Source organism: Delftia sp. DLF01, from assembly GCF_014852125.1.
Taxonomy (GTDB): domain Bacteria; phylum Pseudomonadota; class Gammaproteobacteria; order Burkholderiales; family Burkholderiaceae_C; genus Comamonas; species Comamonas acidovorans.
In genome coordinates this window covers 16148-42466 of record NZ_JACVAZ010000003.1, presented here as the reverse complement: position 1 = coordinate 42466, position 26319 = coordinate 16148, and the positions used below count along the sequence as shown (strand labels likewise).

The 26319-nt window shown below is 60.5% G+C and carries 20 protein-coding genes; 12 read left to right on the top strand and 8 right to left on the bottom strand.

All coding sequences use genetic code 11. The features are described 5' to 3' along the window. Positions 1 to 76: 76 nt before the first annotated feature. From IB269_RS15395 to IB269_RS15380, 4 genes are all read right to left on the bottom strand, one after another. A complete protein-coding gene (locus tag IB269_RS15395) occupies positions 77 to 1711 on the bottom strand; it encodes a DHA2 family efflux MFS transporter permease subunit (RefSeq protein ID WP_013802448.1) in 1635 nt (544 codons plus the stop codon). Between the two features lie 45 nt (positions 1712 to 1756). Further along, a complete protein-coding gene (locus IB269_RS15390; protein WP_192367570.1) occupies positions 1757 to 3118 on the bottom strand; it encodes an efflux RND transporter periplasmic adaptor subunit in 1362 nt (453 codons plus the stop codon). A gap of 132 nt (positions 3119 to 3250) precedes the next feature. Then, positions 3251 to 4726 (bottom strand): efflux transporter outer membrane subunit, encoded by a 1476-nt coding sequence (locus tag IB269_RS15385; protein WP_192367569.1) that lies wholly within the window; start codon positions 4724 to 4726, stop codon positions 3251 to 3253. Between the two features lie 70 nt (positions 4727 to 4796). Next, positions 4797 to 5333: a MarR family winged helix-turn-helix transcriptional regulator gene (locus tag IB269_RS15380; RefSeq protein ID WP_043791990.1), complete on the bottom strand. Its 537-nt coding sequence runs from the start codon at positions 5331 to 5333 to the stop codon at positions 4797 to 4799. A gap of 531 nt (positions 5334 to 5864) precedes the next feature. On the opposite strand from IB269_RS15380, the gene IB269_RS15375 reads away from it, so the two are divergent. The 8 genes from IB269_RS15375 to IB269_RS15335 all read left to right on the top strand — a co-directional run bounded on the left by IB269_RS15375 (position 5865) and on the right by IB269_RS15335 (position 18558). Next, on the top strand, positions 5865 to 6557 hold the full coding sequence (locus tag IB269_RS15375) for a hypothetical protein (protein ID WP_192367568.1): 693 nt from the start codon (positions 5865 to 5867) through the stop codon (positions 6555 to 6557). Between the two features lie 184 nt (positions 6558 to 6741). Beyond that, on the top strand, positions 6742 to 10830 hold the full coding sequence (locus IB269_RS15370; RefSeq protein WP_192367567.1) for an RHS repeat protein: 4089 nt from the start codon (positions 6742 to 6744) through the stop codon (positions 10828 to 10830). Further along, entirely contained in the window at positions 10827 to 11153 is a 327-nt protein-coding gene (locus IB269_RS15365) for a hypothetical protein (protein WP_192367566.1), read from the top strand. The genes IB269_RS15370 and IB269_RS15365 overlap by 4 nt, the downstream gene beginning before the upstream one ends. 105 nt (positions 11154 to 11258) lie before the next feature. After that, a complete protein-coding gene (locus IB269_RS29255; RefSeq protein WP_318652161.1) occupies positions 11259 to 12155 on the top strand; it encodes an RHS repeat-associated core domain-containing protein in 897 nt (298 codons plus the stop codon). Further along, entirely contained in the window at positions 12106 to 12396 is a 291-nt protein-coding gene (locus IB269_RS15355; protein ID WP_192367565.1) for a hypothetical protein, read from the top strand. Before IB269_RS29255 ends, IB269_RS15355 begins: the two co-directional genes overlap by 50 nt. A gap of 415 nt (positions 12397 to 12811) precedes the next feature. Next, positions 12812 to 17272 carry an RHS repeat-associated core domain-containing protein gene (locus IB269_RS15345; RefSeq protein WP_192367563.1) on the top strand — a complete coding sequence of 1487 codons (4461 nt, stop codon included), beginning with the start codon at positions 12812 to 12814 and terminating at the stop codon, positions 17270 to 17272. A gap of 437 nt (positions 17273 to 17709) precedes the next feature. After that, complete coding sequence (locus IB269_RS15340; protein WP_225614154.1) at positions 17710 to 18165, top strand: hypothetical protein; 456 nt, start codon at positions 17710 to 17712, stop codon at positions 18163 to 18165. Between the two features lie 3 nt (positions 18166 to 18168). After that, positions 18169 to 18558 (top strand): hypothetical protein, encoded by a 390-nt coding sequence (locus IB269_RS15335; RefSeq protein ID WP_192367561.1) that lies wholly within the window; start codon positions 18169 to 18171, stop codon positions 18556 to 18558. A gap of 249 nt (positions 18559 to 18807) precedes the next feature. Here the strand turns inward: IB269_RS15335 and IB269_RS15330 are convergent, their stop codons facing one another. Then, complete coding sequence (locus tag IB269_RS15330; RefSeq protein ID WP_192367560.1) at positions 18808 to 19278, bottom strand: macro domain-containing protein; 471 nt, start codon at positions 19276 to 19278, stop codon at positions 18808 to 18810. A 68-nt stretch (positions 19279 to 19346) separates the two neighbouring features. Then, positions 19347 to 19661 carry a DUF4148 domain-containing protein gene (locus IB269_RS15325; protein ID WP_192367559.1) on the bottom strand — a complete coding sequence of 105 codons (315 nt, stop codon included), beginning with the start codon at positions 19659 to 19661 and terminating at the stop codon, positions 19347 to 19349. Between the two features lie 331 nt (positions 19662 to 19992). On the opposite strand from IB269_RS15325, the gene IB269_RS15320 reads away from it, so the two are divergent. From IB269_RS15320 to IB269_RS15305, 4 genes are all read left to right on the top strand, one after another. After that, positions 19993 to 20730 (top strand): AzlC family ABC transporter permease, encoded by a 738-nt coding sequence (locus tag IB269_RS15320; RefSeq protein WP_192367558.1) that lies wholly within the window; start codon positions 19993 to 19995, stop codon positions 20728 to 20730. A 3-nt stretch (positions 20731 to 20733) separates the two neighbouring features. Next, positions 20734 to 21030 (top strand): AzlD family protein, encoded by a 297-nt coding sequence (locus IB269_RS15315; RefSeq protein WP_012205574.1) that lies wholly within the window; start codon positions 20734 to 20736, stop codon positions 21028 to 21030. A gap of 63 nt (positions 21031 to 21093) precedes the next feature. Beyond that, complete coding sequence (locus IB269_RS15310; protein WP_192367557.1) at positions 21094 to 21438, top strand: FlxA-like family protein; 345 nt, start codon at positions 21094 to 21096, stop codon at positions 21436 to 21438. Positions 21439 to 21719: 281 nt separating this feature from the next. Beyond that, positions 21720 to 23303: a methyl-accepting chemotaxis protein gene (locus IB269_RS15305; RefSeq protein ID WP_192367556.1), complete on the top strand. Its 1584-nt coding sequence runs from the start codon at positions 21720 to 21722 to the stop codon at positions 23301 to 23303. Between the two features lie 155 nt (positions 23304 to 23458). On the opposite strand, the gene IB269_RS15300 is transcribed toward IB269_RS15305, so the two are convergent. Further along, positions 23459 to 25402 (bottom strand): AMP-dependent synthetase/ligase, encoded by a 1944-nt coding sequence (locus IB269_RS15300; protein ID WP_192367555.1) that lies wholly within the window; start codon positions 25400 to 25402, stop codon positions 23459 to 23461. Between the two features lie 276 nt (positions 25403 to 25678). Further along, on the bottom strand, positions 25679 to 26314 hold the full coding sequence (locus IB269_RS15295; RefSeq protein ID WP_012205578.1) for a GntR family transcriptional regulator: 636 nt from the start codon (positions 26312 to 26314) through the stop codon (positions 25679 to 25681). Positions 26315 to 26319 lie beyond the last annotated feature (5 nt).

Sequence of the window (26319 nt, the reverse complement as noted above, 5' to 3'; positions counted from 1 at the left end):
TTGCGTGTCGTCATGTAAACAAAAAAGGAGCTGCCCCTGCACGCAGCTCCTTGTCGTGATGGCCGCAAGCTGGGCCTCAATGGGCGCCGGCCGCCTCGGCACCGCCGGCATGGCCCGCAGGGCGCCTGGTCATCCAGATGAGCACGATCAGCACCAGGAACAGCACGGACGACGCCAGGAAGATGTCGTCCGCCGCCCGCGTATAGGCCTGCTGGTCGATAAGCCGGTTGATCTGGGCCAGCGCCTGCGCCTGGCTCAGACCTGCGGCCTGCAGCCCCTGCAGGGTGACGCCGAACACGCCCTGGCCCTGGATCAGCCCTTCGGTCAGATGGGCGTGGTGCAGCGCGGCGCGGTTTTCCCAGAGCGTGGTGGCGATGGAGGTGCCCATGGCACCCGCCGTGATGCGCACGAAGTTGCTCAGGCCTGCGGCGGCCGGGATACGGTCCGGCGAGATGCCCGACAGCGTGATCGTCGTCAGCGGGATGAAAAAGAACGCCATGGCCCCGCCCTGGATCAGCGTGGGCACCAGGATGTGCATGAAGTCCGTCTCCACCGTGAAGCGCGAGCGCATCCACAGCACCAGGGCGAACACCACGAAGGCGCCCGTGGCCATCTTGCGCGGGTCCCACTGCGTGACCTTGCGGCCCACCAGCGGCGTCAGGATGATGGCGAAGATGCCCACCGGCGCCAGCGCCATGCCGGCGGTGGTGGAGGTATAGCCCATCCACTGCTGCAGCCACAGCGGCAGCAGCACCACGTTGCCGAAGAACAGGCCGTAGGCAATCGACAGCGCCACCGAGCCCGCCGCGAAATTGCGGCGCATGAACAGGCGCAGGTCCACCACCGGGTGCGCATCCGTCAGCTCCCAGACCAGGAAGACCACGAAGCTCACGATGGCCAGCACGCACAGCGTGACGATCTCGCCCGAGGCGAACCAGTCCAGCTCCTTGCCCTTGTCCAGCATCAGTTGCAGCGCGCCCACCCACAGCACCAGCAGGGCCAGGCCCACGGAGTCGATGGGCAGCTTGCGCGTGGGGGTCTCGCGGCTGCGGTAGATGCTCCAGGTCATCAGGGCCGACAGCAGGCCCACGGGCACGTTGATGTAGAAGATCCAGGGCCAGGAGATGTTGTCCGTGATCCAGCCCCCCAGCAGCGGCCCGACCACGGGCGCCACCAGGGTGGTCATCCCCCACAGCGCCAGCGCCACCCCGGCCTTGGCCGGCGGGTAGCTGGACAGCAGCAGCGTCTGCGACAGCGGGATCATGGGGCCGGCGACCAGCCCCTGGAGCACGCGGAACAGCACCAGCATCTCCAGCGACGAGGCAAAGCCGCACAGCCAGGAGGTCAGCACGAACAGCAGCACGCTCATGGTGAACAGGCGCACGGCGCCGAAGCGCTGCGTGAGCCAGCCCGTGAGCGGCACCGAGATGGCGTTGGCCACGCCAAAGCTGGTGATCACCCAGGTGCCCTGGCTGGGGCTGACGCCCACGTCGCCCGAGATCGCCGGAATGGCGACGTTGGCGATGGACGAGTCCAGCACGTTCATGAAGGTGGCCAGCGACAGGGCCAGCGTGCCCAGGGCCAGCTGGGCGCCCTTGAGCGGTGCGGGCCGTGCGGGCATGGCAGGCGGTGCCGAGGGTGGCGCGGCAGGCGGCACGGTCGGCCCGCCCGGCTGCGCCGGCTCCGGCACGGCGGTGGTAGAGGAAGTCATAGGCAGTCCGCGTAGGTTCTGGGAAGGCGGGTAAGCGATGCCTGCTTACTTGGACTGCGTGGCCTGCGCGTCAACCGGCGCGGAGGCCACTGCGGCTGGCGCCTTGCCCTGTGACCTGTCTTGCGCATCGGCCATGGCGACGGGTGGCAGCTCGGGCAACTGCTTGAGCGGCGCCACGTTCTGGCCTGCCACGATGTGGGCGATGCGTTCCTCGGCCTGCGGCAACGCCATGTCGTAGATGGAGGTCTGAGCCACGGGGGCATTGCGCGTGGCGGTTGCCAGGACTTCGCCCTGCTGGTCGCGCACGTCCACCTTGGCCTCCATCGACAGGCCCACGCGCAGCGGGTGCTGGGCCAGGTCTTCCGGCGCCAGCGCAATGCGCACGGGCACGCGCTGCACCACCTTGATCCAGTTGCCGGTGGCGTTCTGCGCGGGCAGCAGCGAGAAGGCCGCGCCGGTTCCTGCGCCCATGCCCACCACAGTGCCGTGGTAGCTGATCTTGTCGCCGTAGACATCGGCCGTCAGCTCGGTCTTCTGGCCGATGCGCAGCTGGGCCAGCTGGCTTTCCTTGAAGTTGGCATCCACCCAGAGGTTGTGCAGGCCCACCACCGTCATCAGCGGCGCGCCCGAGGCCACGCGCTGGCCCAGTTGCACGCCGCGCTTGGCCACATAGCCTTCCACGGGCGAGACCAGGCGCGTGCGCTGCAGCGCCAGATAGGCCTCGCGCACCTTGGCGGAAGCGGCGATCACGCTGGGGTGCTCTTCGGCGCTGCTGCCCTTGGTCTGGGCTTCGGCAGCGGTCAGCTGCGCCTTGGCGGCGCGCACGGCGGCTTCTGCTGCCGAGGCGGCATTGCCTGCCGTGCGGGCCAGGGACTGGGCGTGGTCGAACTCTTCCTTGCCCACGGCGCCCGTGGCCAGCAACGGGCGGCGGCGGTCCACGTCCTCGCGGGCGCGGGCGGCATCGGCCTGCAGGCGGGCCAGGTCGGCCTCGCGCTGGGCCACCTGGGCCACCAGGGGCGCATTGTTGGCGTACAGCGTGCGCACCTGGCGCACGGTCTGGGCCAGCTGGGACTCGGCCTGGGACAGGGCGACCAGGGCATCGGCCGAGTCCAGCTGCACCAGCAGCTGGCCGGGCTTGACGTAGTCGGTGTCGTCGGCGCCGATGCTGATCACCGTGCCGCCGATCTGCGGCGTGATCTGCACCACGTTGCCCGCCACATAGGCGTTGTCCGTGGTCTGGTAGTTGCGGGCCACCATCCAGTGCCAGCCGCCCCAGGCGACGGCGGCCACCGCGACGGCGGCGGCGATGAGGGTCAGGCCCTTGCGGCGGCCCTGCGGATTGGCCACGGGCGAGGCTGCGGCCGGTGCGGCGGCAGGGCTGGGTGCTTGCTTGTTGGTGTCGGTCATGGTGTACGGCGCTTTGTTATCTGTGAATGTGGTTGTGCGGCCGGGGCAGGGAGCTGGCGGTCTGTCACGCTGGCTGGCGGTCTGCCCGGTGGAGGGTCAAGAGTGCGTTGGATTCCTGTGCGGGTTGCAATCTCAGTGCTGGCTGACCTGCACGGCAGCCGTGCCATCGGTCCAGCCGCCGCCCAGCGCCTTCATCAGCGACACGCGCGTGTCCAGCGCACGGGCGCGCAGGTCCACGTCCAGGCGGCGCTGGGTGATCACCTGGGTTTCGGTGTTCAGCACCGTCACCTGGCTGGCCAGGCCCGCCTTGTAGCGCTGCACGGCAAAGTCGTAGGCGCGTTCGGCCTTCTCCAGCGACTCGGCCTGCAGCTGCTGTTGGCGCACCAGCGATTGCACGGAAGTGATGGCGTCGCCCGCTTCCTTGACCGCATCGAGCACCACGCCGTTGTACTGGGCAATGGCGGTGTCCAGGTCGGCCTGCGTGCCGCGCAACTGGGCGCGCAGGCGCTTGCCGTCGAACAGGGGCAGGCGCAGCGCGGGCGTGATGCCCATCTGGCGCGAGCTGCCCTTGAACAGGTTGTCCAGACCGATGGCATTGAGGCCGATGAAGGCCGTGAGATTGATATCGGGGTAGAAATCCGCCCGCGCGCTCTCTATGCCCTGCGTTGCGGACTCCACGCGCCAGCGCGCGGCCACCACATCGGGGCGGCGGCCCAGCAGGTCGGCACCCAATTGGCCAGGCACGGCCTGGATCTGCAGCGCGGCCAGACGGGGCGACAGCTGCAGCTGCGCCTCGGGCACCTGCCCGCAGAGCACGGCGATGGTGCGGCGCGCCAGCGTGATCTGCTCGTCCAGCATTTCGATCTGGGTGCCGGCATCGGGCAGGCCGGCCTGGGCCTGGGTCAGCTCCACCTGGCTGTCCAGCCCGGCGCGCGTGCGCTGCTGGCTCAGGTCCAGCAGCGACTGGCGCTGGGTCAGCGTGCGGCCAGCCACATCCTTTTGGGCAATCAGGCGAGCCAGCGCCACATAGCTGCGCGCCACCTGGGCGGCGAGCTGGTTGGTGGCGGCGGCGCTGTCGGCCTGGGCGGCACGGGCCTGGCCCAGGGCGGCCTGCAGGTCGGCGGCATGGCGGCCAAAGAAATCCGGTGTCCAGCTCAGGCCGGCCTGCAGGTTGCCGGTGTTGTAGGTATGGCCGGCAATGGGTGCGGGCACCAGGCCGTTGGCGCTGTAGTGCTGGCGCGTGGCGTCGACGCCGAGCGTGCCGCGCACATCGGTGGCCGTGCTGGTGGCCGTGGCCAGGGCGGCAGCCTTGTCGAAGCGGGCGCGGCTCATGGCCAGGCTGGGGCTGCCCTGCAGCGCCTGGGCGATCAGCGAATCCAGCTGGGCATCGCCCAGGGACTTCCACCAATCGGCGGCGGGCAGGCTGGTATTGGCGCCTGTCTCGGACTGGGCCGTCAGACCCAGGTCGGAGGCGCCCAGCCGGGCCAGCGGCTCATGGGCCGGGCCCTGGGAAGCACAACCGGCCAGGGCCAGCGCAGCGCACAGGGTGGCCGCTGCGGCGGCCACGCGGCGGGGCGCGGCGGACACGGAAACAAAGGATTTGGGCATGGTGGTCTGCCTGTTGGGGGTCAAGAATCAGGAAATCGGAAACCGGGGCGGAAAAAGGGGGCTGGCGCTGTCAGCCGACAGGCGTGGCAGGCGCAGGGGCCGGCGGCGCAGCTTCCGGCGCGCGCATTGCATCGCCGTTGGCCAGCAGGCGGCGCAGCATGTCCAGCAGCTGGCGGGACTCGTCATGGCTGAAGCCGGCCATATGGGCATTCATCACGCTGGACAGCACCTGCGGCACCTTGGCCGCCATAGCACGGCCTTCATCGGTCAGCACCAGCTTGACCACGCGCCGGTCCACCGTGGAGCGCTCGCGCCGCAGCATGCCCTTGGATTCGAGCCGGTCCAGTGCCCGCGTGATGGAGGCCGGATCCAGCCCCAGGTCACGCGCCATGCCGGCATTGGTGGCGTCGCTGCACAGCAGCAGCTTGTACAGCGGCAGCCACTGCACATAGGTCAGCTCATGCTCGGCCAACTGCGCATCGGCCTGCTGGAGGATGGAGCTGAGCACCTTGCGCATGAGGAACCCCACGCTCTCGAAGGGCGTGTAGCTGCCAGGGCTGTAGAAGTCCGAGGGCTGCAGGCCGTTGGGCAGGGGTGGCTGGGTCATGGTGTCTGCGGGTGAAATAATTGACTGCGCAATGATTGTTGCGGCAATTATTGCAGAAGCACACGCTGGATGTGTGCCGGGGTCGGGGGTGGGGTTTTTCCCAGGACGCTGTGGGATGTCTTCTGCGGTGACTCAAGCATCTGGATGCGTCTTTTGGTCAGCCGACAGTTCTGGAGGCAAGTGCGAAGCGGCCATTTGGCATTGGCCTGCCCGTATCGCTCATGGCACTGCGCTTCATGGGATTGGCGTTTGTGATGAATGCGACATCGTGAATAGTTGCTGTGCTAACCTTTTTCCCGGCACGACACCAATTGCCTTGATGATTCCAGGTATTTGCCCTTGCCCATCTTGGAACGGGGGAAATTGATGTGTTTCTTCATTGCGATTGTTTAAGATGATCTTCTTTATTGTGTAAGATGTAGGTATTTTATGGAGGGTGCTTTGCCATTTATTTTGATTTCAATCTGATGGTTCATTCATGAGGGGTATTTGAGAATTGAAAGGTAACCTCCTTGCTGGATAGTTCTGCAAATGCTTAAATTTCACAGTGCCATGATTTATAAAGAACTTGGACTTCTTCTTGCTTTTGCTATTTTTCCGTCATACGGTAGTTCTGAGACATTGCCGTTGATAGATTATATTTGGCATGATCCTTCCTATCCGCCTGAGTCGAATTCTGTTTATATCATCAACGGATATTTTGATAAGCCGGAGAAGGCATGTAAGGCATTTGTAGAAAAACTAGGAGGTATGGGGCTTCCTGTGGCATTTACACACCAGTTTTTAGATGTTGTGCCAAATACGCCAAATTTGTTCTGTTACGCTACGGCCATTGCGTACCCGGCGAGCGGAAATTATTCTTGGATCTTCTATACAAAATTCATACCATACACCATAAAGATAGAAGGCCCCTCAAGCACCTCTGCGTTACCAAGTCTTTCCGGCCCTGTTCATCAGAGAATCAGCATTACACGAAATGATGGCACTGGAGTTCAAACTCAATTCTATCTTCAGTATAACAATCATTCCGCTCCAGGAACTTCATTGACCGAGACTCTGCAAACGGATGAAAACGGGGTCTATGAGTTCCTTTACGTTCCTCCGTATTTCAAGGGGATAAGCTTCGATTTCAACGTGCGTTGTAATAAATGTGGAAACGTGGATTACAAAAGTATTGTTGTGGCGCCTGTCGAGCTTTCTCCGCAGATGTGCACTCGTGAATGAAATGATTGGATGGGGAGGGGCCTCTATGTATTGTTTCAAATATTTGCTTTCGGGAATCTCTTGCGCAAATTTCTTGCTGAAGAGATATTTCAGTCAATCGTTGGTTTGCCTATTTTTCATTCTGGCAGCTGACTATTCTTTTTCTCAAAGCGTTCCGGACACTCCTCGAAATATCCAGTCCCACATGGACTGGATTGACCAGGGTGCACAGCCGTTGTCGTTTGCGCATTATTTCAACAGCGGCGACGTTGATGGGGAAGCCGATGTTGGGATGGGCAAGGGCTGGAAGCATTCTTGGATTTCCCGGGTCAAATTGCCAACGAACCAGGGGGCGGAATTTTCGTCCAGCGTATCGGTGCAGATGCCTGATGGAACATCCGTGCTGTTCTTCAAGGGCAATAGTCAGTCTTCTGCCTGGGTGGCCGCCTCTGGCATCGACCGGATTCAAGGCACCATGGGGGGTCAGTGGAAGTACTATCGTGCCAGTGATGACAGCTGGTGGCATTTCGACAACAAGGGCTGGCTCACGCGGATCGTGATGCGCAATGGCTGGGCGTATCAGGTAACCCAGACCGAGGGCAAGGTGACGTCCGTATCCAACTCCTTCGGACGGCAGTTGAACTTTCTCTATCGGACTGATGGGCGGCTGGATTCGGTTCAATTGCCTGATGGCAACTCTATCAACTACAGCTACAACGCCAACGGCAGTTTGAAGGCTGTCAAATTCAACGATGCACAGACTCGGGCCTATGCCTATGAAAGCACGTCATTTCCCGAATTGGTGACGGGTATTGCAGATTCGCAGGGAAATCAATTGATGGGCTTCTCCTACCAGGGAGATGGAACATTGACGGAAACCAGACGCGCCGGGGTGCAGGGTAGCTATGCTGTTTCCACTTCTGTCGCAGCCAATCTCCCTGCGGGCGGTGCGATGCTTCCAGTAGGCACGCACGACCCAAATTGGTACAAGGCGTCGGTGACCACCACAGCTCCCAATGGCTCGGTAAATACTCGAAATTACGAAGGAACTGCCACCGGCGTGCGTGTGGTCAGCCAGAGCAACGCCCGGTCAGGGAATACATTCAAGGAAGAAATCGGTCAGGACCTCTTGCCATCTTTCAAGGAAGATTTCATGGGCAACAGGATCAGCTACCAATGGGACACGCAGCGGCAGCGGCTCACCCAGGTAACGGCTGCATCCAACCGTGCTGAAGCCCAGGTCACAAAGATTGCGTGGCACCCGACCCTGTCACTGCCCACAAAAATCACAGAAGCGGGTCGCATCACCGATCTTGGCTATGACGCGGGCGGCAACCTGATCAGTTCTGTCGTCACGGACGTTGCAAGTGGCAAGGCGTACTCCAACACCTGGTCCTATAACGCGCAAGGATTGGTCGCCAGTCACACCGATGCCGCCGGCCGGTCTTCCTTCGGCTATGACGCCAAGGGCAACCTCAGCACCGTCACCGATCCGCAGGGCCGTGTCAGCCAGTACAGCCACGACGACGCAGGGCGGGTGGTGACAGCTACCAATCCGGCGGGTCAGACAAGCACGTATGCATACAGCCCCAGGGGGCAATTGACGCGTTTCGCTACGGCAGGTCTGGAGACAGTGCTGACCTACTTGCCCAATGGCCAATTGGACACCCTGCGTCTGGCCAGCGGCCATTCCATAACCTATCAGTACGACAATGCCCAGCGCGTCATCGGCTGGAGTGACAACCGTGGCAACTCTGCGCAGTACACCGTGGACCAATGGGACAATCGAACCAATGAAACCATCAGCTCCGGTGCCTCGCAGGTGGCCTTCCAGGTGCAGCGTTCCATCAACAACATCAATCGGGTAACCAGTGAAACGGTTGGTGGCGATCAGAGCGTCAGCCTGTCATATGACGCCAATGGCGACCTGACGGAAACCAGCAACGCGCTGAATCAACGCACCAGGTTTGCACTCGATGGCCTGCAGCGGCTGAACCGCGTCACCAATCCCCTCGATGCGGCCGCCAACCTCAGCTACAACGCCCTGAACGCCGTCACCGCCGCCCAGGACTTCAAAGGCGTCACCACCACCTACACCCGAGACGCCCTGGGCAACGCCAAGGCCGAAGCCACCCCCGACGCCGGCAACATCACCGCTACCTATGACGCCCTGGGCCTGATCGCGACCGCCAAGGACGCCGCAGGCCGCACCCTCGCCGTGCAGCGCGACGCCCTGGGCCGTCCCACCCAACTCCAGTACGGCAGCACCGCAACCTCCACGCTGCGCTACGACCTGCCCGGCAACACCTACAACGGCCCCGGCGCCCCCAAGGCCAGCACGGGCCACCTCAGCGAAATCCAGGACCCCGGCGTCACCACCCAATACCAGCGCGACATCCTGGGCCGGGTGCTGCGCAAGAGCCAGATCCTTGCCAATGGCGACACCAAGTCGCTGATCCACTCCTATGTACCTGCCGGGCAGGGCGGAGGCGGAGAACTGCAAAGCATCACCTACCCCAGCGGCAAGCAGGCCACCTACCTGTATGACAGCACAGGCCAGATCACGGGCCTGCAGTGGAACGGCCAGCCCCTGGTCACCGGCCTGGCCTGGAGCCCGCTGGGACAGCCCACCGCCTGGCAATGGGCGGGCTTTGTGCAGCAGCCCGGCGCCACGGCCACCCTGGCCGAGCAGCGCAGCTACAACACGGCAGGCCAACTGGCCAGCAGCCAGTTGCTGAACCTGACCTGGGATGCTGCAGGCCGCATCAGCCTGATCCAGCAGCGGCACATGCTGCCGGGCACGGCGGCGGCCCAGCAGGCCAAGCTGTCCAGCGCCTTCAGCTACGACGCCGTGGGGCGCCTGACGGCCAGCGCCCACAGCGCGCCTGCAGGCCTCACGCTGCCCACAGGCTGGAGCCTTGCCGACACCATCGAGCTCAGCGCCTCCGGCTATGCCTGGGACGCCAATGGCAACCGCACCCAGGTGCACTACAGCAATGCCCTGGCATCGGGCACGTCCACGCTGCAGCGCAGCTACCAGACGGCTGCGGGCACCAATCGCCTGCAAAGCTATGCCCAGACGCTGCAGCGCCCGGGCAGCGCGGCGCAGAACAGCAACGTGACCTTCAGCTACGACGCTGCGGGCGCCCTGGTCAAGAAGGGAGACAACCACCTGCACTACGGCGCGGACGGCCGCATCGCCAAGGCCGGTGAATACGCAGACGCTGCCGACGCACGAGCGGTCAGCTACGTCTACAACGCCCTGGGCCAGCGCGTGCTCAAGAGCGATGCCCGGGGCGCAGGTCAACCGGCCACGCTGCAGACCCTGTATGCCGAAGACGGCATAGGCAGCACCGTGCTGGGCCAGTACGCCAACCAGCGCAGCGCCAATAGCGCAGCGCCTGCAGGCCAGAGCGACAGCACGGAAATCATCTACCTACCCACGGCCAGCGGCCCCATGCCCATTGCGGCAGAAATCAACGGCCGGCTGTACGCCATCCACACGGACCATCTGAACACCCCCAGGCGCCTGACCAGCCAGCAGGGACAGGTGGCCTGGCAATGGCTGATCTCGGGGTTTGGGGAGGTGCGTCCCACCACGGGCGACCGTGGCTACGGCCAGACGGTCAGCGGGCCAAGCTATGCGCAGGCGGTGAAGTTCGACCTGCGGTATCCGGGGCAGGTGTTTGATGAAGAGACGGGGCTGTCGTACAACCTGCATCGGTACTACGATGCGGCGACGGGGAGATACATCCAGGCGGACCCGATTGGGCTGGAGGGTGGGTGGAATCGGTTTGGGTATGTTGGGGGAGACCCATTGGGGGCTAGTGATCCCATGGGTTTAATGCCCCAGTGCCGTTGGCTCGGACTGGTTATGCACTGTTCGAATGTTAATCATCCAATTCCTGGCTATGAAAATCCTTCGAATCCACCATGGTCCTGGGGTAACGGTGGAATTACGGAAAATATGGGGGTGCCAAGGCCTTCGGATATGACGAGGCTGGAAGAGCGGCAGTGGGATCGTCATTGCAATGGTAATCCAGACCCATGCGGATCCTTAAAGAATGCAGTGAGAATCGCAATTGGAATGGCTATGACCAAGAAGAAAAATATGGAATTGGATCCCAGTGGCTTGTTCGGAACTATTGGCTGGGGAACCCATGCAACTGACTTGGCTGGGAGAATTGGGAATATAAATGCTATGATTGGTCTTGGTGAGAAATTGTCATGCGATATGAGTCAAGAAAAAATCTTGGCTCAGACTATATATATACCTAACAGGCCATTTAAATGATATTCAATATTGACTTTAGTATATTTTTGGCTTCTGGTGAATCATTTGGGCAAATTTCGGGAAAAATAGAATCCCAGGCGAATCCAGTTCCCGGTATGTCGATTGCATTTATTTTTCCTCTGAGGAAAACTGAGATATCACCATTTTCTCATTGGGATGGATCTTTGTGTATTGGAGAGGTTGCAATAATTCCGTTGCCATCGGATGCCGGGGATTTAAGTATTTCTCTTTCGGATCTTGTGATGCCATCCCGAGGTGAAGCAGAGCAGGTGGTCTCCTATTTTCAGGAAGGTTTCGGATTATATTTTGATCCAACTGATTGATCTTGCAGTCAAGGATATAATTTCATTCGTGAAGATCTGCACAACACACGCATAGGCCAGAGCGATAGCACGGAAATCATCTACCTACCCACAGCCAGCGGCCCCATGCCCATTGCGGCAGAAATCAACGGCCGCCTGTACGCCATCCACACGGACCACCTGAACACCCCCAGGCGCCTGACCAACCAGCAGGGGCAGGTGGCCTGGCAGTGGCTGATCTCGGGGTTTGGGGAAGTGCGTCCCACCACGGGCGACCGTGGCTACGGCCAGACGGTCAGCGGCCCCAGCTATGCGCAGGCGGTGAAGTTCGACCTGCGGTATCCGGGGCAGGTGTTTGATGAAGAGACGGGGCTGTCGTACAACCTGCACAGGTACTACGATGCGGCGACGGGGAGATACATCCAGGCGGACCCGATTGGGCTGGAGGGTGGGTGGAATCGGTTTGGGTATGTGGGTGGTAACCCGCTGAATTACATTGATCCTGAAGGATTGGTGTTCCTTGACCTAACGACGTTTGAAGGTGCAAAGCGCAAAACCACTCTCGATCAAGCTGTGCAGGCAGGCGCATGGACTAGGCTTGTTACTATGCCGTCAATTGGTACGGGATTAAGTTCTTCAGCGATGGGGTTGTTTGGCTCAGCGACTATCCCTGCGTGCTCATCTGCCGCGAATTGGTACATGCTTGGGTCAGAAGCTGATACGACATTTTTGAATTTAACTTTTCGAGAGAAAATGCTTTACGAAGTTGGTCAGAAGACTACTGCCTCGTATGCAAGATATGCAAAACTTTCTCCCGTTGAGCGAGGGGCAGCGATGGTTAGCGAGCTTGGCTGGTGGCGTGCTCTTGTCCCTGAGGTGGGAGGATTAAGCTTGGGTATTGGTTCCACGTTTGGAACAGGTCCAACGCCTTGGCTAAGATGGCTTCTGCCAAAGGCTTTAGGAAGTGCGGGCCTTGGAGCAGCGCTATCTGGTGATGCTGAGCAATGCTCTTGTGGAAGATAGAAAAAAAATGACAGTTTTCACGTTAATTTATGGATTAATTTATTTCGGAATCTGGCTGTTTGTCTATAACTTGTTGAAAAATCATTTATCAGGTTGGATTGCTGGATTTGCGGGGGTGGTTGTGGTGCTCTTGTTTCGATATTTCTTGATTTGGAGCGGAGAAGTTTCAATGCGCCGCCACCAAAGAAAGAAGGGAATTGAAGAAATGGAGAAAAATATTTCTTCAAGGGAAGATGTCTAATTGAATGGCGCGCATAGCTTCTTTGGGACATCGGCTGTGCGTGTCAATTTTTCACTCTGAAAATTATGCAGCGACTAATAATTCTCATTGCGGAAGAGATCAACGGTCGGCTGTATGCCATCCACACGGAACACCTGAACACCCCCAGGCGCCTGACCAACCAGCAGGGCACGGCCCACGGCCCCATGCCCATCGCGGCAGATGGTTAACGGTCGCCTGTATGCCTTTCACATGGAGCACCTGAATGCCCCCAGCGTCTGAGAAAATTAAGGGAAATAATATGCTTTGCTCATTGATGAGCTTGATAAGATCAATTGCTTGCGTGATCTTTTTTTTAAGTGGAGGTTTGGCGCATGCAGTTTTGCCGTATAAGCTGCAATATGGTCCTGCAGTTTGGATCGGAGGACCTTGGGATATGCCTTGGCTTGATTCTGCTGAGGAAGCCTGTGATGTTGGATTTTCCGCTCGAGCAGAGATTTGGCAATCGCCATGGAGTGTCATCAAATCGACGCCATACATTAAATATGATCCCCAGGGTTTTGCCAATGAATGCAAAATTACCCGCCTAAGGGATGGTCAAGGCGACTGGGGGAATCAAGATTTTGGCCTGAACCACAGAAGAACTGTTTGCCCAGCAAACAGTTCTTCCGCGTCTGGCGGGTGCAACTGCGATTCAGGTTATCGCGAGGATATCATTTTAGGTGTTTGTCAGCCAATCGATGTAATTACTGACGAATATGCTGCTTGCAGCCGTAGTAATTTTGGAGAAACGGCGCAAGATGGTTTTAGGATTGGCCAGCCAATTCTTCCTGCGACGAGGGAGAAGTATCGATCTGAGGTTGATTGGCGTGACGGAGGTGCAGCTCCTTTGTCCATGGTGCGGACATATCGGAGTAGCTGGGGTCAGGATGCACCGAGGATGAATTCTGGATTGGGTCGTGTCTGGAGTCATGGCCATTCAATTTATTTGAAAACAAAAATATCTCCTTCCGAATCAAAATTGACGGTGTATTTTCCAGAGGGGGGAGTACGAACGTTCTCAAAATCTGGTGCCTCACAGGATTGGATTGCTGATGACGGTATTGATGAATTGACGCAGGAAATTGATGGGTGGGTTTACAGAAAATCTAATAGTAATTTAATTTTGTTCTTCTCTTTGGATGGAATATTGCGTAAAAGGGTGGAACAAGGAAGTTTTGTTTTAAATTATTTTTATGACGAGAAATATCGCCTGGATAAAGTTGAAAACAATTTTGGCAGATCGTTGCGGTTTTCTTATAACGAATCCGATCAGTTGATTCTGGCCTTGCTGCCTGATGGCCGTAAAATAAATTACGTTTATGATGGCAGCGGTCGTTTGATTGGGGTGAATTATCCAGACGGCCAGAGTCGTGGATTCCTATATGAGAAAGCCGGTTTTCCTCAGGCATTGACTGGTATCGTTGATGAGGCAGGAGTACGGTGGGGAACGTTCGACTACGATGACCAAGGCCGAGCCATAAGCACTGAACTGTCCGGTTCTGTGGAGCGCTATCAGGTCAGCTATCCTTCCACCAATACTGCAAGCGTGCGCGATCCGTTGGGAACCACGCGAAACTATGTTTACTCTGTAGTTGCCGGCCGATTGGCGGTAACGAGCGGATCCTTACCATCAGGATTCGGCGGCGCTGATGCTGCGCTTCGTGTACAGGACAGTAATGGCCTGATCACTAGCGAGAAAGATTTCAAAGGCATAACGACTGCGACGACATGGGATGCGGCTCGCAGGCTTCCCACTTCAATCATCAGGGCATCAGGTTCCCCTGAGGCGCAGGCACGTACCATCCATTGGCATGAAAGCCTCAATCTCCCAGTCATGATCAAGGAAGCTGGCAGAGTTTCGAGTTATACCTATGATAGCCAGGGGCGCGTGCTGTCTGAGTCTGTCTCGGATTCCGATATTTCTCCTGATGTCAATCGAACAAGAAAATGGACCTATACTCCCCAAGGTTTGCCAGCTTCTATTCAGGATGCGAATGGGGGAGTCACATCATATTCCTATGATTCACGCGGAAATATGGTGACCGCGACCAATGCGCAGGGACATGTGACAGATTACAGTTATGACGATGCCAATCGCATGGTAACGCTTAGCCGCCCCAATGGATTGGTGACTTCCTATGCCTATGATCCTCATGATCAGATAATTTCCGAGAGTGTGAATGATGGGTTGGGGAATGCATTGGTTACCCAATGGGGTTACAAGCCCTATCGCAGTTTGGAGTCCATCCGCCTACCAAGCGGCAAGAAGCTGGAATATTCCCATGATGCGGCACATCGTGTCATAGGCTGGAGCAGCAACCAGGGTTCTGCCGGTTTATATGTATTGGACGCAGCAGGTAATCGCATTGCCGAAACCATCAAGGATGGTGCAACCAATGTGGCTTACCAAGTGCAACGGTCCATCAATGCCGTCAACAGGGTTGGCAGCGAGACCGTGGGTGAGGTGCAGAGCGTCGGTTTGACCTATGACGCGAACGGCGACCTTGCCACGGCCCGCAACGGCCTAGGGCAGACCACCACTCTGGACGTTGATGGTCTGCGCCGCCTCACCAAAATCACCGACCCTCTCAACGCCAGCGCATCGCTGTCATACAACGCCCTGGATGCAGTCACCGCCGCCCAGGACTTCAAAGGCGTCACCACCACCTACACCCGAGACGCCCTGGGCAACGCCAAGGCCGAAGCCACCCCCGACGCCGGCAACATCACCGCTACCTATGACGCCCTGGGCCTGATCGCGACCGCCAAGGACGCCGCAGGCCGCACCCTCGCCGTGCAGCGCGACGCCCTGGGCCGTCCCACCCAACTCCAGTACGGCAGCACCGCAACCTCCACGCTGCGCTACGACCTGCCCGGCACCACCTACAACGGCCCCGGCGCCCCCAAGGCCAGCACGGGCCACCTCAGCGAAATCCAGGACCCCGGCGTCACCACCCAGTACCAGCGCGACATCCTGGGCCGGGTGCTGCGCAAGAGCCAGATCCTTGCCAATGGCGACACCAAGTCGCTGATCCACTCCTATGTACCTGCCGGGCAGGGCGGTGGTGGAGAACTGCAAAGCATCACCTACCCCAGCGGCAAGCAGGCCACCTACCTGTATGACAGCACGGGCCAGATCACGGGCCTGCAGTGGAACGGCCAGCCCCTGGTCACCGGCCTGGCCTGGAGCCCGCTGGGACAGCCCACCGCCTGGCAATGGGCGGGCTTTGTGCAGCAGCCCGGCGCCACGGCCACCCTGGCCGAACAGCGCAGCTACAACACGGCAGGCCAACTGGCCAGCAGCCAGTTGCTGAACCTGACCTGGGATGCTGCAGGCCGCATCAGCCTGATCCAGCAGCGGCACATGCTGCCGGGCACGGCGGCGGCCCAGCAGGCCAAGCTGTCCAGCGCCTTCAGCTACGACGCCGTGGGGCGCCTGACGGCCAGCGCCCACAGCGCGCCTGCAGGCCTCACGCTGCCCACAGGCTGGAGCCTTGCCGACACCATCGAGCTCAGCGCCTCCGGCTATGCCTGGGACGCCAATGGCAACCGCACCCAGGTGCACTACAGCAATGCCCTGGCATCCGGCACGTCCACGCTGCAGCGCAGCTACCAGACGGCTGCGGGCACCAATCGCCTGCAAAGCTATGCCCAGACGCTGCAGCGCCCGGGCAGCGCGGCGCAGAACAGCAACGTGACCTTCAGCTACGACGCTGCGGGCGCCCTGGTCAAGAAGGGAGACAACCACCTGCACTACGGCGCGGACGGCCGCATCGCCAAGGCCGGTGAATACGCAGACGCTGCCGACGCACGAGCGGTCAGCTACGTCTACAACGCCCTGGGCCAGCGCGTGCTCAAGAGCGATGCCCGGGGCGCAGGTCAACCGGCCACGCTGCAGACTCTGTATGCCGAAGACGGCATAGGCAGCACCGTGCTGGGCCAGTACGCCAACCAGCGCAGCGCCAATAGTGCAGCGCCCGCAGGCCAGAGCGACAGCACGGAAATCATCTACCTGCCCACGGCCAGCGGCCCCATGCCCATTGCGGCAGAGATCAATGGCCGGCTGTACGCCATCCACACGGACCACCTGAACACCCCCAGGCGCCTGACCAACCAGCAGGGGCAGGTGGCCTGGCAGTGGCTGATCTCGGGGTTTGGGGAAGTGCGTCCCACCACGGGCGACCGTGGCTACGGCCAGACGGTCAGCGGCCCCAGCTATGCGCAGGCGGTGAAGTTCGACCTGCGGTATCCGGGGCAGGTGTTTGATGAAGAGACGGGGCTGTCGTACAACCTGCACAGGTACTACGATGCGGCGACGGGGCGGTATATGCAGGCGGACCCGATTGGGCTGGAGGGTGGGTGGAATCGGTTTGGGTATGTAGGTGGTGATCCTCTGTCTTTTGTCGATCCCGAAGGACTGCAGTTTCTTGACCTGACGACGTTTGCGGGAGCAAGGCGTAATACGACGCTGGACGATGCAGTAAGAGCGGGTGCGTGGACTAGAGCCGTGACGCTTCCCGCCGTCACTACTGGTCTTACACCTTCGGCAATTGGTTTGGTTGGTTCTACATCTGCACCATTGTTTTGTCCGGCAACCACTACGGTGACATCTTGGGCGCCAGCGGGGATCGTGCCAGATTTGGCGGCAGGCAGATGGGTAATGCAGGGTGGCCCCACGTCGTGGAACTACATCCGAACTGGAGTTTGGGGACCCAGGTTTACGCCAGGGCAAGGACTGTCTTGGCCTTCCTATCCGCTAACCAATTCCGTCACGGGAACTGCGACGGTTTCATGGCCAACAGGATTGGCTAATTTTTGGAGAGGTATTTTTGGACAAAGGCAGATAGTTCCGTGAAAACAAATCTTCTCGACAACATATTAATTATTTGTTTCACTGCAAAGCTCCTGTGGAACGTGATAGTTCCTGCGGTCACTGAGTGGAGGTATCGACTGTGGCGCCAGGGAGCCTTGAAGCAAGAGCCGCAATCGTTCCACATGGTCATTGGTTTCGAGATTGCCACGCTGATTATTTGGTCTACTTGGCACGGCTACAAGCAGGGGTCTTTCCTTCAATGTCTCATCTTGTTGCTAGTGGGTGCAGGGCTAATAACGGCTTCATATGCTTTATGTGCGTTGATAACAAGATTTATAAGGAGCAAACCCTAATAGGTAGTTTCGCAAGAGATAACCAGCAAGATTGAGTTGGAGGGATAGTGGAATCGGTTTGGGTATGGAGCCAACAACCCGCTCAACGATGTGGACCCGCAAGGCCTGCACCCCGTGCTGGCAAGAATGCAAGGCCTGTACTACCGGTACGGTCCGGCGATCACGGAGTTCATTGCCGGGGCGTCGGGGGTCAACGGGGCGTTGGCATCGCCTGCGGCGATCAGCCCGCTGGTGGCGCAGATTCCGACGGGGGGTTCGCGGATGTTGCCGATTGCGCGGGGGATTTCTGAAGGGGTTGAGTCGGGGGCGTTTTGCACTACAAACGCCGTAAGAAAGATAAGTTTCTCTAACGGATTTTATGAAGCCGCTGGCTCGCCATTTAAATTTTCTGAATATTATTATCATAAATTATGGAGTACTGGACGAGGGGCTCCTTTCTTGCAAGCTGAAGAAATTCTGAGTACGGCTACTTCCATTTCTCCAGATCGAATGAATGGATTCTATAAGTATCTTAATGGAAATCTGGAAATGGTTTACAATCCGAATTCAAAGGAGGTTTGGCATTTAATGCCGGTAAGGTAAATTATGAATAATACTGGAATTACTAGATTGTATCTTGAGTACTCATTGGGTTCTGGAAAAAAATCCGTATTCGTAGAGGAGTCTTTGGCAGATTTTTGTTCTAATGCTTCAAGCATTGATCAGTTGTTGCAGGAATTTTTTGATTGGCAGGGGGTAAGGGATTTATTCATTGAGGCATGCGGAAGAATATCCATTTGTGATTTTGGTGAGAGTGCAGATGTTATAAATGGATTGATGTTTATCCAAGAGCTTGGCGCAAAAGCTCTGTGGAAGTATCATATTGAGCTTGATGAAAATATAGAGAATTTCGTTAGATCATTTGACCGCTTGGATCTTGAGTCAGAGAGAAAAAGATTGCACCAAGAGATAAGAATTAACAAGCTTGGATTTTGATGAAAATACTTACGTCTATCGCGACGGAGAACAAAGTCACCAATCTGTTATCCACACTAACCACCTGAACACCCCCAGGCGCCTGACCAACCAGCAGGGTCAGGTGGCCTGGCAATGGCTGATCTCGGGATTTGACGAAGTGCGGCCCACCACGGGCGCCCGTGGCTACGGCCGAACCGTCAGCGGCCCCAGCTATGTGCAGGCGGTGAAGTTCGACCTGCGGTATCCGAGCTTTGACCGTTACAACAACTATCGTGCCTTGCCAAAAACGACCAGCACAACCACTGCTTTCGTTTCGACTTGGGCAATGGTGTTCTTCATGATGCGGATGGCAGTGTCTTCATTCAAGCCTCCAGATCCGCAACCGATGAGGGGAAAGGCTACGGATTTGAAGCCGTGATCGTTGACGAGTTGAAGGGCCGACTGTGTGGACTTCTCAATGGAGAGTTGTGACGCCCTCCAAAGAAGATTGATACCCGCCACATGGATGATGCCTTTGAAAGGCAGTCTGCCGGCAGATGTCAGGACGGCATCGCCCAGAGGAATGGGGCCGGCCCGCGCAACCTCCAGGAATGGCTGCAGTCCCCCCTTGCGCTTGATTGCGCCGGACACGCCTTGGGGGATCAACAGCCACCAGGGAATGATGTTTCTATTCCATGAGTTGACGATGACTTCAACGTCCTGGTCCAGAAGGTCGCCGTTGACTATGCGGATATTCATGGAGTGAGGGGCGATGCTCGCAGGTGCGGAAACTGCACAGTATCTCGCGCCTCGCGTCACCCCAACGCTCACTTGTCTTGAGCCACCGCATGCCCTTTCTCCAGCCTTGCCACGGCCTCGCGGTAAGCCGGACTGGCACGCAGCTGCTGGTAACGCTCCAGGCCGCGCTGGTATTCGGTGGAGCGGACATCGATCTCGCGGTCCGAGACATAGGTGAGTCCGGCGCGGTGCCACATTTCCAGGTCGGCCAGCACCTGGGCGCGGCTGAGGTCGGTGGGGGCAGCAGTGGAGGAGGGCGTGGCGTCCTGGGCGAGGGCGGTGCCGGCCAGGCCCAGGCTGAGGGCGGTCAGGGCGATGAAGCGGGTGACGTCGGAAGTGCGCATGGGGAACCTTTCAGGTGAAGCGAAGTGATGAGGGCTTCATGGTCCCGCCGCCGCCCTGGCCGGCACAGCCGTTTGCGACGCACTGCAGCATGGCGGGAGCCAATGGCCTTTGGGTTTCGTGAAATGTCAGGAGGGCAGGCGCGGCCATCCGAGGAGCGCCGCCAGCCATGGAAATGGGTTGAGCGGCGCTTGTGCAGCGCTTGAGCGGCACTTGTGCGGCAGATTATTTCCAGTTGCTCGAATAAATCGGCATAAACGTCCGTGAAATGGCGGATGGAAGCATGAATCGGCAGCAAATTCCAGCTGCGCAGGCCGACAATCGCCGCTCTCCATGTCTTCATCCATTCCACTTTCCCCCGCTGCCGTTTCGGCAGATTCCGTCTCCCGCAGTTCCGAGGCCTTTCGCGGCTTCAGGGATGCGATTCCCGTGATGCTGGGCTTCGTGCCCTTTGCCCTGGTGCTGGGCGCCCAGGCCGTGCAAAAGGGGCTGGCACCGCTGGAGGTTCCTCTCATGACCGGGATGAACTTCGGCGGCGGCTCGGAGTTCACGGCCATACGGCTATGGACCTCGCCGCCGCATGTGCTGCTGATCGTCGCCATGTCCTTCCTGGTCAATTGCCGGCACATCCTGATGGGTGCGGCGCTGGCGCCCTATCTGCGCCATCTGCCCAGGCGCCGTGCGCTGCCGGCCCTGTTCTTCATGTGCGATGAAAGCTGGGCGCTGGCCCTGGCAGACGCGCAGCGCAGTGCCGCCCAGCGCGTGAGTCTGCCTTACTACATGGGCGTGTCGGCGGGCCTGTACATGGCCTGGGTGTCGTGCACGGCGGCCGGTGCCTTTCTGGGGCCGCGCATTGGCGACCTGGAGCAGTACGGCTTCGACATGGCGTTCACCGCCGTGTTTCTGGTGCTGCTGCGCGGCATGTGGAAGGGCGTCAGGCCTTGCCGGCCCTGGCTGGTGAGCCTGCTGACGGCGGCCCTGGTCTACAAGCTGGTGCCTGGCGCCTGGTATGTGGCGGCCGGCGCCGTCTCTGGCCTGGTCTGCGCGGCCTTGCTGGCGCCCAGGAGCTGAGCGATGGAAGCCACAACCTTGCTGACGCTGGTGCTCATGGCGTGCAGCACGTACTTCACGCGGGTGATCGGCTACCTGCTGCTGCGCGGGCGCACGCTGAGCCCGCGCATGCAGTACGTGATGGAAAGCCTGCCGGGCTGCGTGCTGATCTCGGTGATTGCCCCGGCGTTTGTGTCCGAGCGGCCGGCCGATCTGCTGGCCCTGGTGGTGACGCTGGTGGCGGCGAGCCGGCTGCCCATTCTGCCGACGGTGCTGATCGGCATTGCATCGGCGGGAGCGCTGCGGCATTGGCTGGGGTGACTACTGGCGGGGCAGCGGTGTTTTTGGCCTTCAGTTCGTGCGCCGGTGGTCGATGTACGGGGCATGCAAGTCTCATCCTCCACATCGGCTTCCGCCTCGGGAGCCGCTTCATCCTCCGGCGGCAATGACATCACTGCGTTGCAGCGCAAGCTCAAGGAGCTGCAGCAGGCGCTCAAGGAAGTGTCTTCCGAGAACATCGACGCCAAGGCCAAGCAGACGAAGGCCAAGCTGCTGCAGTCGCAGATCATGATGGTGCAAAGCCAGATCGAGGCGCTCATGCGCGCCAGGCAGCAGGCCCAGATCGACAAGCAGCGCGAGCAGCAGCAGGCGGCCGAAGCCAAGTCGCCGTCCCAGCCGAAGAGCAACAAGGCGCCCGGACTGGGTGGCGTGGTCGACGTCTACGTCTGATTGGACATGGCTCGTGCTTTCACGGGCCATTTTTTTTATGATGTCAATGTAACTTACATGAATGGATTGGCCGTGCCTTAGATGGGTTGGCCTGGCAACGGGGCTGAGGGCAGGGGCTGGGCATCCTCACTGTGGCGGGCGTCTTTACACATCTCGCGGAACTTATTGAGTTTTGTCTCTCAAGAAATCGGCCATCGCTACCGATAAGGCAGCTAATGTGACTGCCTGGATGCGATAGCGATGGCCTATACCGACGGCAGCACTGGGCCAGAGGTTCTGCGATGAAAAAACTCAGCGATGTGCGTATCGGTACCCGGCTTACAGCCGTCTTTCTTGTCCTGCTGGTCTGCCTGATGGCCGTAGGGGGCGTCGGCGCAAGGGCGCTGGGCCATGTGTTTTCGGGCACGGAGACCCTGTACCAGGACCGTGTGGTTCCACTCAAGCAGCTCAAGCAGATTGCGGATGCCTATGCCGTCAACGTCATAGACACGGTCAATAAAGCCAATGCGGGCCTGATCACGGCGCAGGAGGCATCGGCCAGCATCTCGGGCACGCTGCCCGCGATCGAGGCCGCCTGGCGCAGCTACTCGTCCACCCAGCTCACAGCGCAGGAGGCCATGCTGGCCAAGCAGGCCCAGGCACTGTTCGCGCCGGCCAACCAGAGCATCGACAAACTGCTGCAGCGCCTCAAGCAGCTGGACGGCAAGAAGGCCGGCAGCCTGGACGAGTTCGACGGCGCGCTGTATGCCAGCATCGACCCCATCAGCGCCAAGATCGGCGAGCTGGTCGAGCTGCAGCTCAAGACGTCGGAGGATGTCTATGGGGACTCCAGGGAGGTTTTTGCACGGTCGCAGATGCTGATCTACGGCTTTGTGGCGGCGGCCGTCATCCTGGCCGTGGCCCTGGGCTACATGGTTACGCGCTCCATCACGGTGCCGTTGAAGTCGGCCGTGGAAGTGGCCCGGCACATCGAGCAGGGCGACCTGGCGTCCGAGATCCAGGCCACTGGGCGTGACGAGGTCGGCGACCTGCTGCGCTCCATGAGCGCCATGCGCGAGTCGCTGGCAAACATCGTTGGCGATGTGCGGCGCGGCGTGGAGTCGGTGACCACGGCCTCCAGCCAGATCGCTGCCGGCAACCAGGATTTGAGCAGTCGCACCGAGCACCAGGCCTCCAGCCTGCAGGAAACGGCGGCATCGATGGAGCAGCTGGCCGGCAACGTGGGCCAGAGCTCCGAGAACGCGCGGCAGGCCAGCGCCCTGGCCGTGCGTGCCAAGGAGGTGGCCGGCGTGGGCGGCGGCGCGGTCGCCAGGGTCATCGGCACCATGGACGAAATCTCGGCCAGCAGTGGAAAGATTGCCGAGATCACGGGCGTGATCGACTCCATTGCCTTCCAGACCAATATCCTGGCGCTCAATGCAGCGGTGGAGGCCGCGCGGGCTGGCGAGCAGGGCAGGGGCTTTGCCGTGGTGGCCGGGGAAGTGCGCTCCCTGGCCCAGCGCAGCGCCTCAGCGGCGCGGGAGATCAAGGCACTGATCACGGCATCCACCGACAAGGTGCGAACAGGCGGCAACCAGGTCCGGGAAGCAGGCAAGGCCATGGATGCCATTGAAGCCCAGGTGAGCGAGGTGGCGTCGCTGATCGAGGCCATCTCTGCCTCCAGCGTGGAGCAAAGCGGTGGCCTGGGGCAGATCACCCAGGCCGTCTCCCAGATGGACCAGGTCACGCAACAGAATGCCGCCTTGGTGGAAGAGTCGGCAGCCGCTGCAGCCAGCCTGGAACGGCAGGCGCGGGTGCTGGCACAGGCGGTGGCCACGTTCCAGATCAGCTCGGTGAAGGAGATCGGCATGGTGAGCCCGGCCTGACACTGGCAGCGGCTTGACGCAGACCCGGGAAGAGCGTGCGCAGTGCGCTCTTCCTTTCTTTTGATCAATTCAATGTAACTTACATAAATTGAATCCATATCAAAAATAGAAAAAGCCACCGTTTTGAGCAGCGGCTGCTTGTCAGAAAAAGGGGATCAACCCGCGCTGTTGCGGCCTTGCCAGCGCTCGGCAGGCTTGCTGTACATGGCGGCGATCTGCGACTCGAACCGGGTCATGAGGTTGTTGCGCTTGAGCTTGAGAGTAGGCGTCATCAGCCCGTTTTCTATGGTCCAGGGCTCCAGCTCCAGATGCACGGCGCGTGGCACGGCATAGCGGGCAAAGCTGGCCACCTGCTTTTCGATGCGTGCCAGTGCCTCGCGTTCGGCGGCGGAGTGGTTCAGGCTCTTGGGGTCTTCGGGATCCAGGCCCAGGCGCTGGGCCATGGCCTGCCATTCGCCGCGCTCGATGACGGCCACGGCGGCGATGAAAGGGCGGTCTTCGCCCACGACAAAGACCTGGGTGAAGAACGGGTCGCCGGTAATGGCCAGCTCCAGGTCGGCCGGTGGAATCTTTTCGCCGGTGGAGGTGACGATGATTTCCTTGATGCGTCCCTGTATGCGCACGCGCCCGTCCTCGATCACCGCCTGGTCGCCCGTGCGCAGCCAGCCGTCGTCGGTGAAGGTCTTGGCGGTGTCTTCGGGGCGCTCCCAATAGCCGCGCATCACGCAGGGGCCACGCACCTGCAGTTCCCGGTTCTCGCCAATCCGCACCTCCACGCCGGGCAAGGCGTGGCCCACGGTGGCGGGGTGGTTGTCCTCCAGCGTGTTGGCGCAGACCACGGGTGAGGTTTCCGTCATTCCATAGCCCTGGATCAGCGGCAGTCCCAAGCCCAGAAAACAGCGCGCAATCGTCGGCGACAGCGGCGCGCCGCCACTGACGGCCACGCGCACGCGGCCACCGAACTGGGCCAGCAGCGGCTTGGCCACCAGGTGGTTGAGCACCGGCCAGGGCAGCCATTGCATCCAGCCCGGCACTTCGGGCTGGGGCGCTTGCGCATCGGCAATGCCTTGTGTTTCACAAAATCGCTGCCAGCCCCTGGCCTGGGCCAGCTCGAACAGCTGGGCCTTGAGCGGTGCACGGGCCAGCGTCTCCATGACCTTGGCGTGCACGCGCTCGTAGATGCGTGGCACGGACACCAGCACCGTGGGGCGCTGGGTCTTGAGATCCTCTGCCAGCTGGGCCACTGAGCGCGCATAGGCCACGCAGGCGCCCACGGCCAGCGCCAGGTAGTAGCCAGCCGTGCGCTCGAAGGTGTGCGACAGCGGCAGGAAGGAGAGGAAAACATCGTCGCTGCGCGGCTGCAGCCGCTGCATCACCGCCTGCACGTTGGAGACCACGTTGCGGTGCGTGAGCATCACGCCCTTGGGCTTGCCCGTGGTGCCCGAGGTGTAGACCACGGCGGCCAGGTCCTCGGCAGACGGGGGCGGGGGCAGGGGGACTGCGTCGCCTTCAGCGAGCCATTGGGCCAGCGGCTGCACGGGGATCTGGCGCAGGGCCTCCCGTGCGGCGGCATCGCCTTCGGTTTCAGGCTCTGCGGCCCGGGAAGCCGGCTTGGCCGATGCCACGACCACCTTGCGCAGCGCAGGCAGGGCCTGGCCTGTGGCGCAGATCTTGTCCCAGGTGGATTGCTGTGCCACGAACAGCATGGACACCTGGGCGTTGGCCAGGATGTAGGCAATGCTGCCCGCGTTGTCTATGGCGTGCAGCGGCACGGGCACATGGCCGCAGCGCAGGCTGGCCAGGTCGATGGACATGGCGTCCAGACCGTTGGGCAGCAGGATGGCGATGCGCGATCCTACCGGCAGCTCCTGTGCGGCCAGCGCCTGCGCCCAGAGGGCCACACGCTCGCCGGCCTGTGCCCAGTTCAGGGTCTTCCAGCTGCGCGCATCCTCGTCATAGGCCCGGTAGGCTTCGCCTGCGGGCGTCTGCTGCACGCGCAGGGCCAGCATTTCCACCAGGGTGGAGGCCGTGGCCATGCTGGCATCGGCTGGCAGGCTCATGGCCAGGGAAGGGGCGCGGGCTGGGTCTTGGATGCTCATGCGAGGAGGGTGCAGGCCGAAGTGGATGTAGCCGCCGATGATAGCCGGGGCTTTCCGCAGGCCCTGGCGTCAGCTTCGGACATGAGAGGGCGCGGCGCACGCGTTTATGCTGCACTGCAGCGTTTTCGTGTGTCCACTCTGAAACCAACCAGGAGCCGCATGTCTGCCTACGTCGCCACCGTTGCACACCAGGCCCGATTCCAGACGGGGCGGCCGCCTGCGCGTCATGGCCGCGCCAGATGGTGCCGGCTGTGCAAGAGCGCCGAACGGCAGGCTTCAGGACGCCGCAGCCAGGCCGTTCTGGAAATGCTGACGCATGGCCTGGGCCGCTGCAGCGCCATCGCGGCGCAGCAGGGCCTGCATGACGGTCTCGTGCTCGGCCAGCGAATCCTCGATGCGGCCCTGCTTGAACAGCGACTTGTGGCGGTTGAGCTTCATCACCTTGCGCAGATCGGCCACCAGCTGGTTGCGCCAGCGGTTGTCGGCAATCTGCAGCAGCTGCATGTGAAAGCTCTCGTTGAGTTCGAAGAAGCGGTCTGCATCGCGCGTCTGCGCCTTGAGTTCCTCGTGGGTCTGCTGCAGGGCGGCAAGCTCTTCGTCGCTGCCCGATTCGGCCACCACCTGAACGGCATCGGATTCCAGCAGGCTCAGCAGGTGATAGACATCGGCAATGTCCTTGGACGACACCTCGGTCACATAGGCGCCACGGCGCACCTTCATGGTGACCAGGCCCTCGGCGGCCAGCACCTTCAGGGCCTCGCGCAGCGGGGTGCGGCTGATGCCGTATTCCTCGGCAATCTTCAGTTCGTCGATCCAGTCACCGGGCGCCAGCTCGTGCTCGAAGATGCGCAGGCGCAGCTTCTCTGCAACCTGTTCGTAGAGAGCGCGGGGAGTGAGGGTGTTTGTCGACATGTGGC

Bases quoted from the DNA above. Each gene is read 5' to 3' on its own strand.
- IB269_RS15395 (WP_013802448.1), bottom strand. From the start codon at position 1,711: ATGACTTCCTCTACCACCGCCGTGCCGGAGCCGGCGCAGCCGGGCGGG.
- IB269_RS15390 (WP_192367570.1), bottom strand. From the start codon at position 3,118: ATGACCGACACCAACAAGCAAGCACCCAGCCCTGCCGCCGCACCGGCC.
- IB269_RS15385 (WP_192367569.1), bottom strand. From the start codon at position 4,726: ATGCCCAAATCCTTTGTTTCCGTGTCCGCCGCGCCCCGCCGCGTGGCC.
- IB269_RS15380 (WP_043791990.1), bottom strand. From the start codon at position 5,333: ATGACCCAGCCACCCCTGCCCAACGGCCTGCAGCCCTCGGACTTCTAC.
- IB269_RS15375 (WP_192367568.1), top strand. From the start codon at position 5,865: ATGCTTAAATTTCACAGTGCCATGATTTATAAAGAACTTGGACTTCTT.
- IB269_RS15370 (WP_192367567.1), top strand. From the start codon at position 6,742: ATGGACTGGATTGACCAGGGTGCACAGCCGTTGTCGTTTGCGCATTAT.
- IB269_RS15365 (WP_192367566.1), top strand. From the start codon at position 10,827: ATGATATTCAATATTGACTTTAGTATATTTTTGGCTTCTGGTGAATCA.
- IB269_RS29255 (WP_318652161.1), top strand. From the start codon at position 11,259: ATGCCCATTGCGGCAGAAATCAACGGCCGCCTGTACGCCATCCACACG.
- IB269_RS15345 (WP_192367563.1), top strand. From the start codon at position 12,812: ATGCCTTGGCTTGATTCTGCTGAGGAAGCCTGTGATGTTGGATTTTCC.
- IB269_RS15340 (WP_225614154.1), top strand. From the start codon at position 17,710: ATGCAAGGCCTGTACTACCGGTACGGTCCGGCGATCACGGAGTTCATT.
- IB269_RS15335 (WP_192367561.1), top strand. From the start codon at position 18,169: ATGAATAATACTGGAATTACTAGATTGTATCTTGAGTACTCATTGGGT.
- IB269_RS15330 (WP_192367560.1), bottom strand. From the start codon at position 19,278: ATGAATATCCGCATAGTCAACGGCGACCTTCTGGACCAGGACGTTGAA.
- IB269_RS15325 (WP_192367559.1), bottom strand. From the start codon at position 19,661: ATGCGCACTTCCGACGTCACCCGCTTCATCGCCCTGACCGCCCTCAGC.
- IB269_RS15320 (WP_192367558.1), top strand. From the start codon at position 19,993: ATGTCTTCATCCATTCCACTTTCCCCCGCTGCCGTTTCGGCAGATTCC.
- IB269_RS15315 (WP_012205574.1), top strand. From the start codon at position 20,734: ATGGAAGCCACAACCTTGCTGACGCTGGTGCTCATGGCGTGCAGCACG.
- IB269_RS15310 (WP_192367557.1), top strand. From the start codon at position 21,094: ATGCAAGTCTCATCCTCCACATCGGCTTCCGCCTCGGGAGCCGCTTCA.
- IB269_RS15305 (WP_192367556.1), top strand. From the start codon at position 21,720: ATGAAAAAACTCAGCGATGTGCGTATCGGTACCCGGCTTACAGCCGTC.
- IB269_RS15300 (WP_192367555.1), bottom strand. From the start codon at position 25,402: ATGAGCATCCAAGACCCAGCCCGCGCCCCTTCCCTGGCCATGAGCCTG.
- IB269_RS15295 (WP_012205578.1), bottom strand. From the start codon at position 26,314: ATGTCGACAAACACCCTCACTCCCCGCGCTCTCTACGAACAGGTTGCA.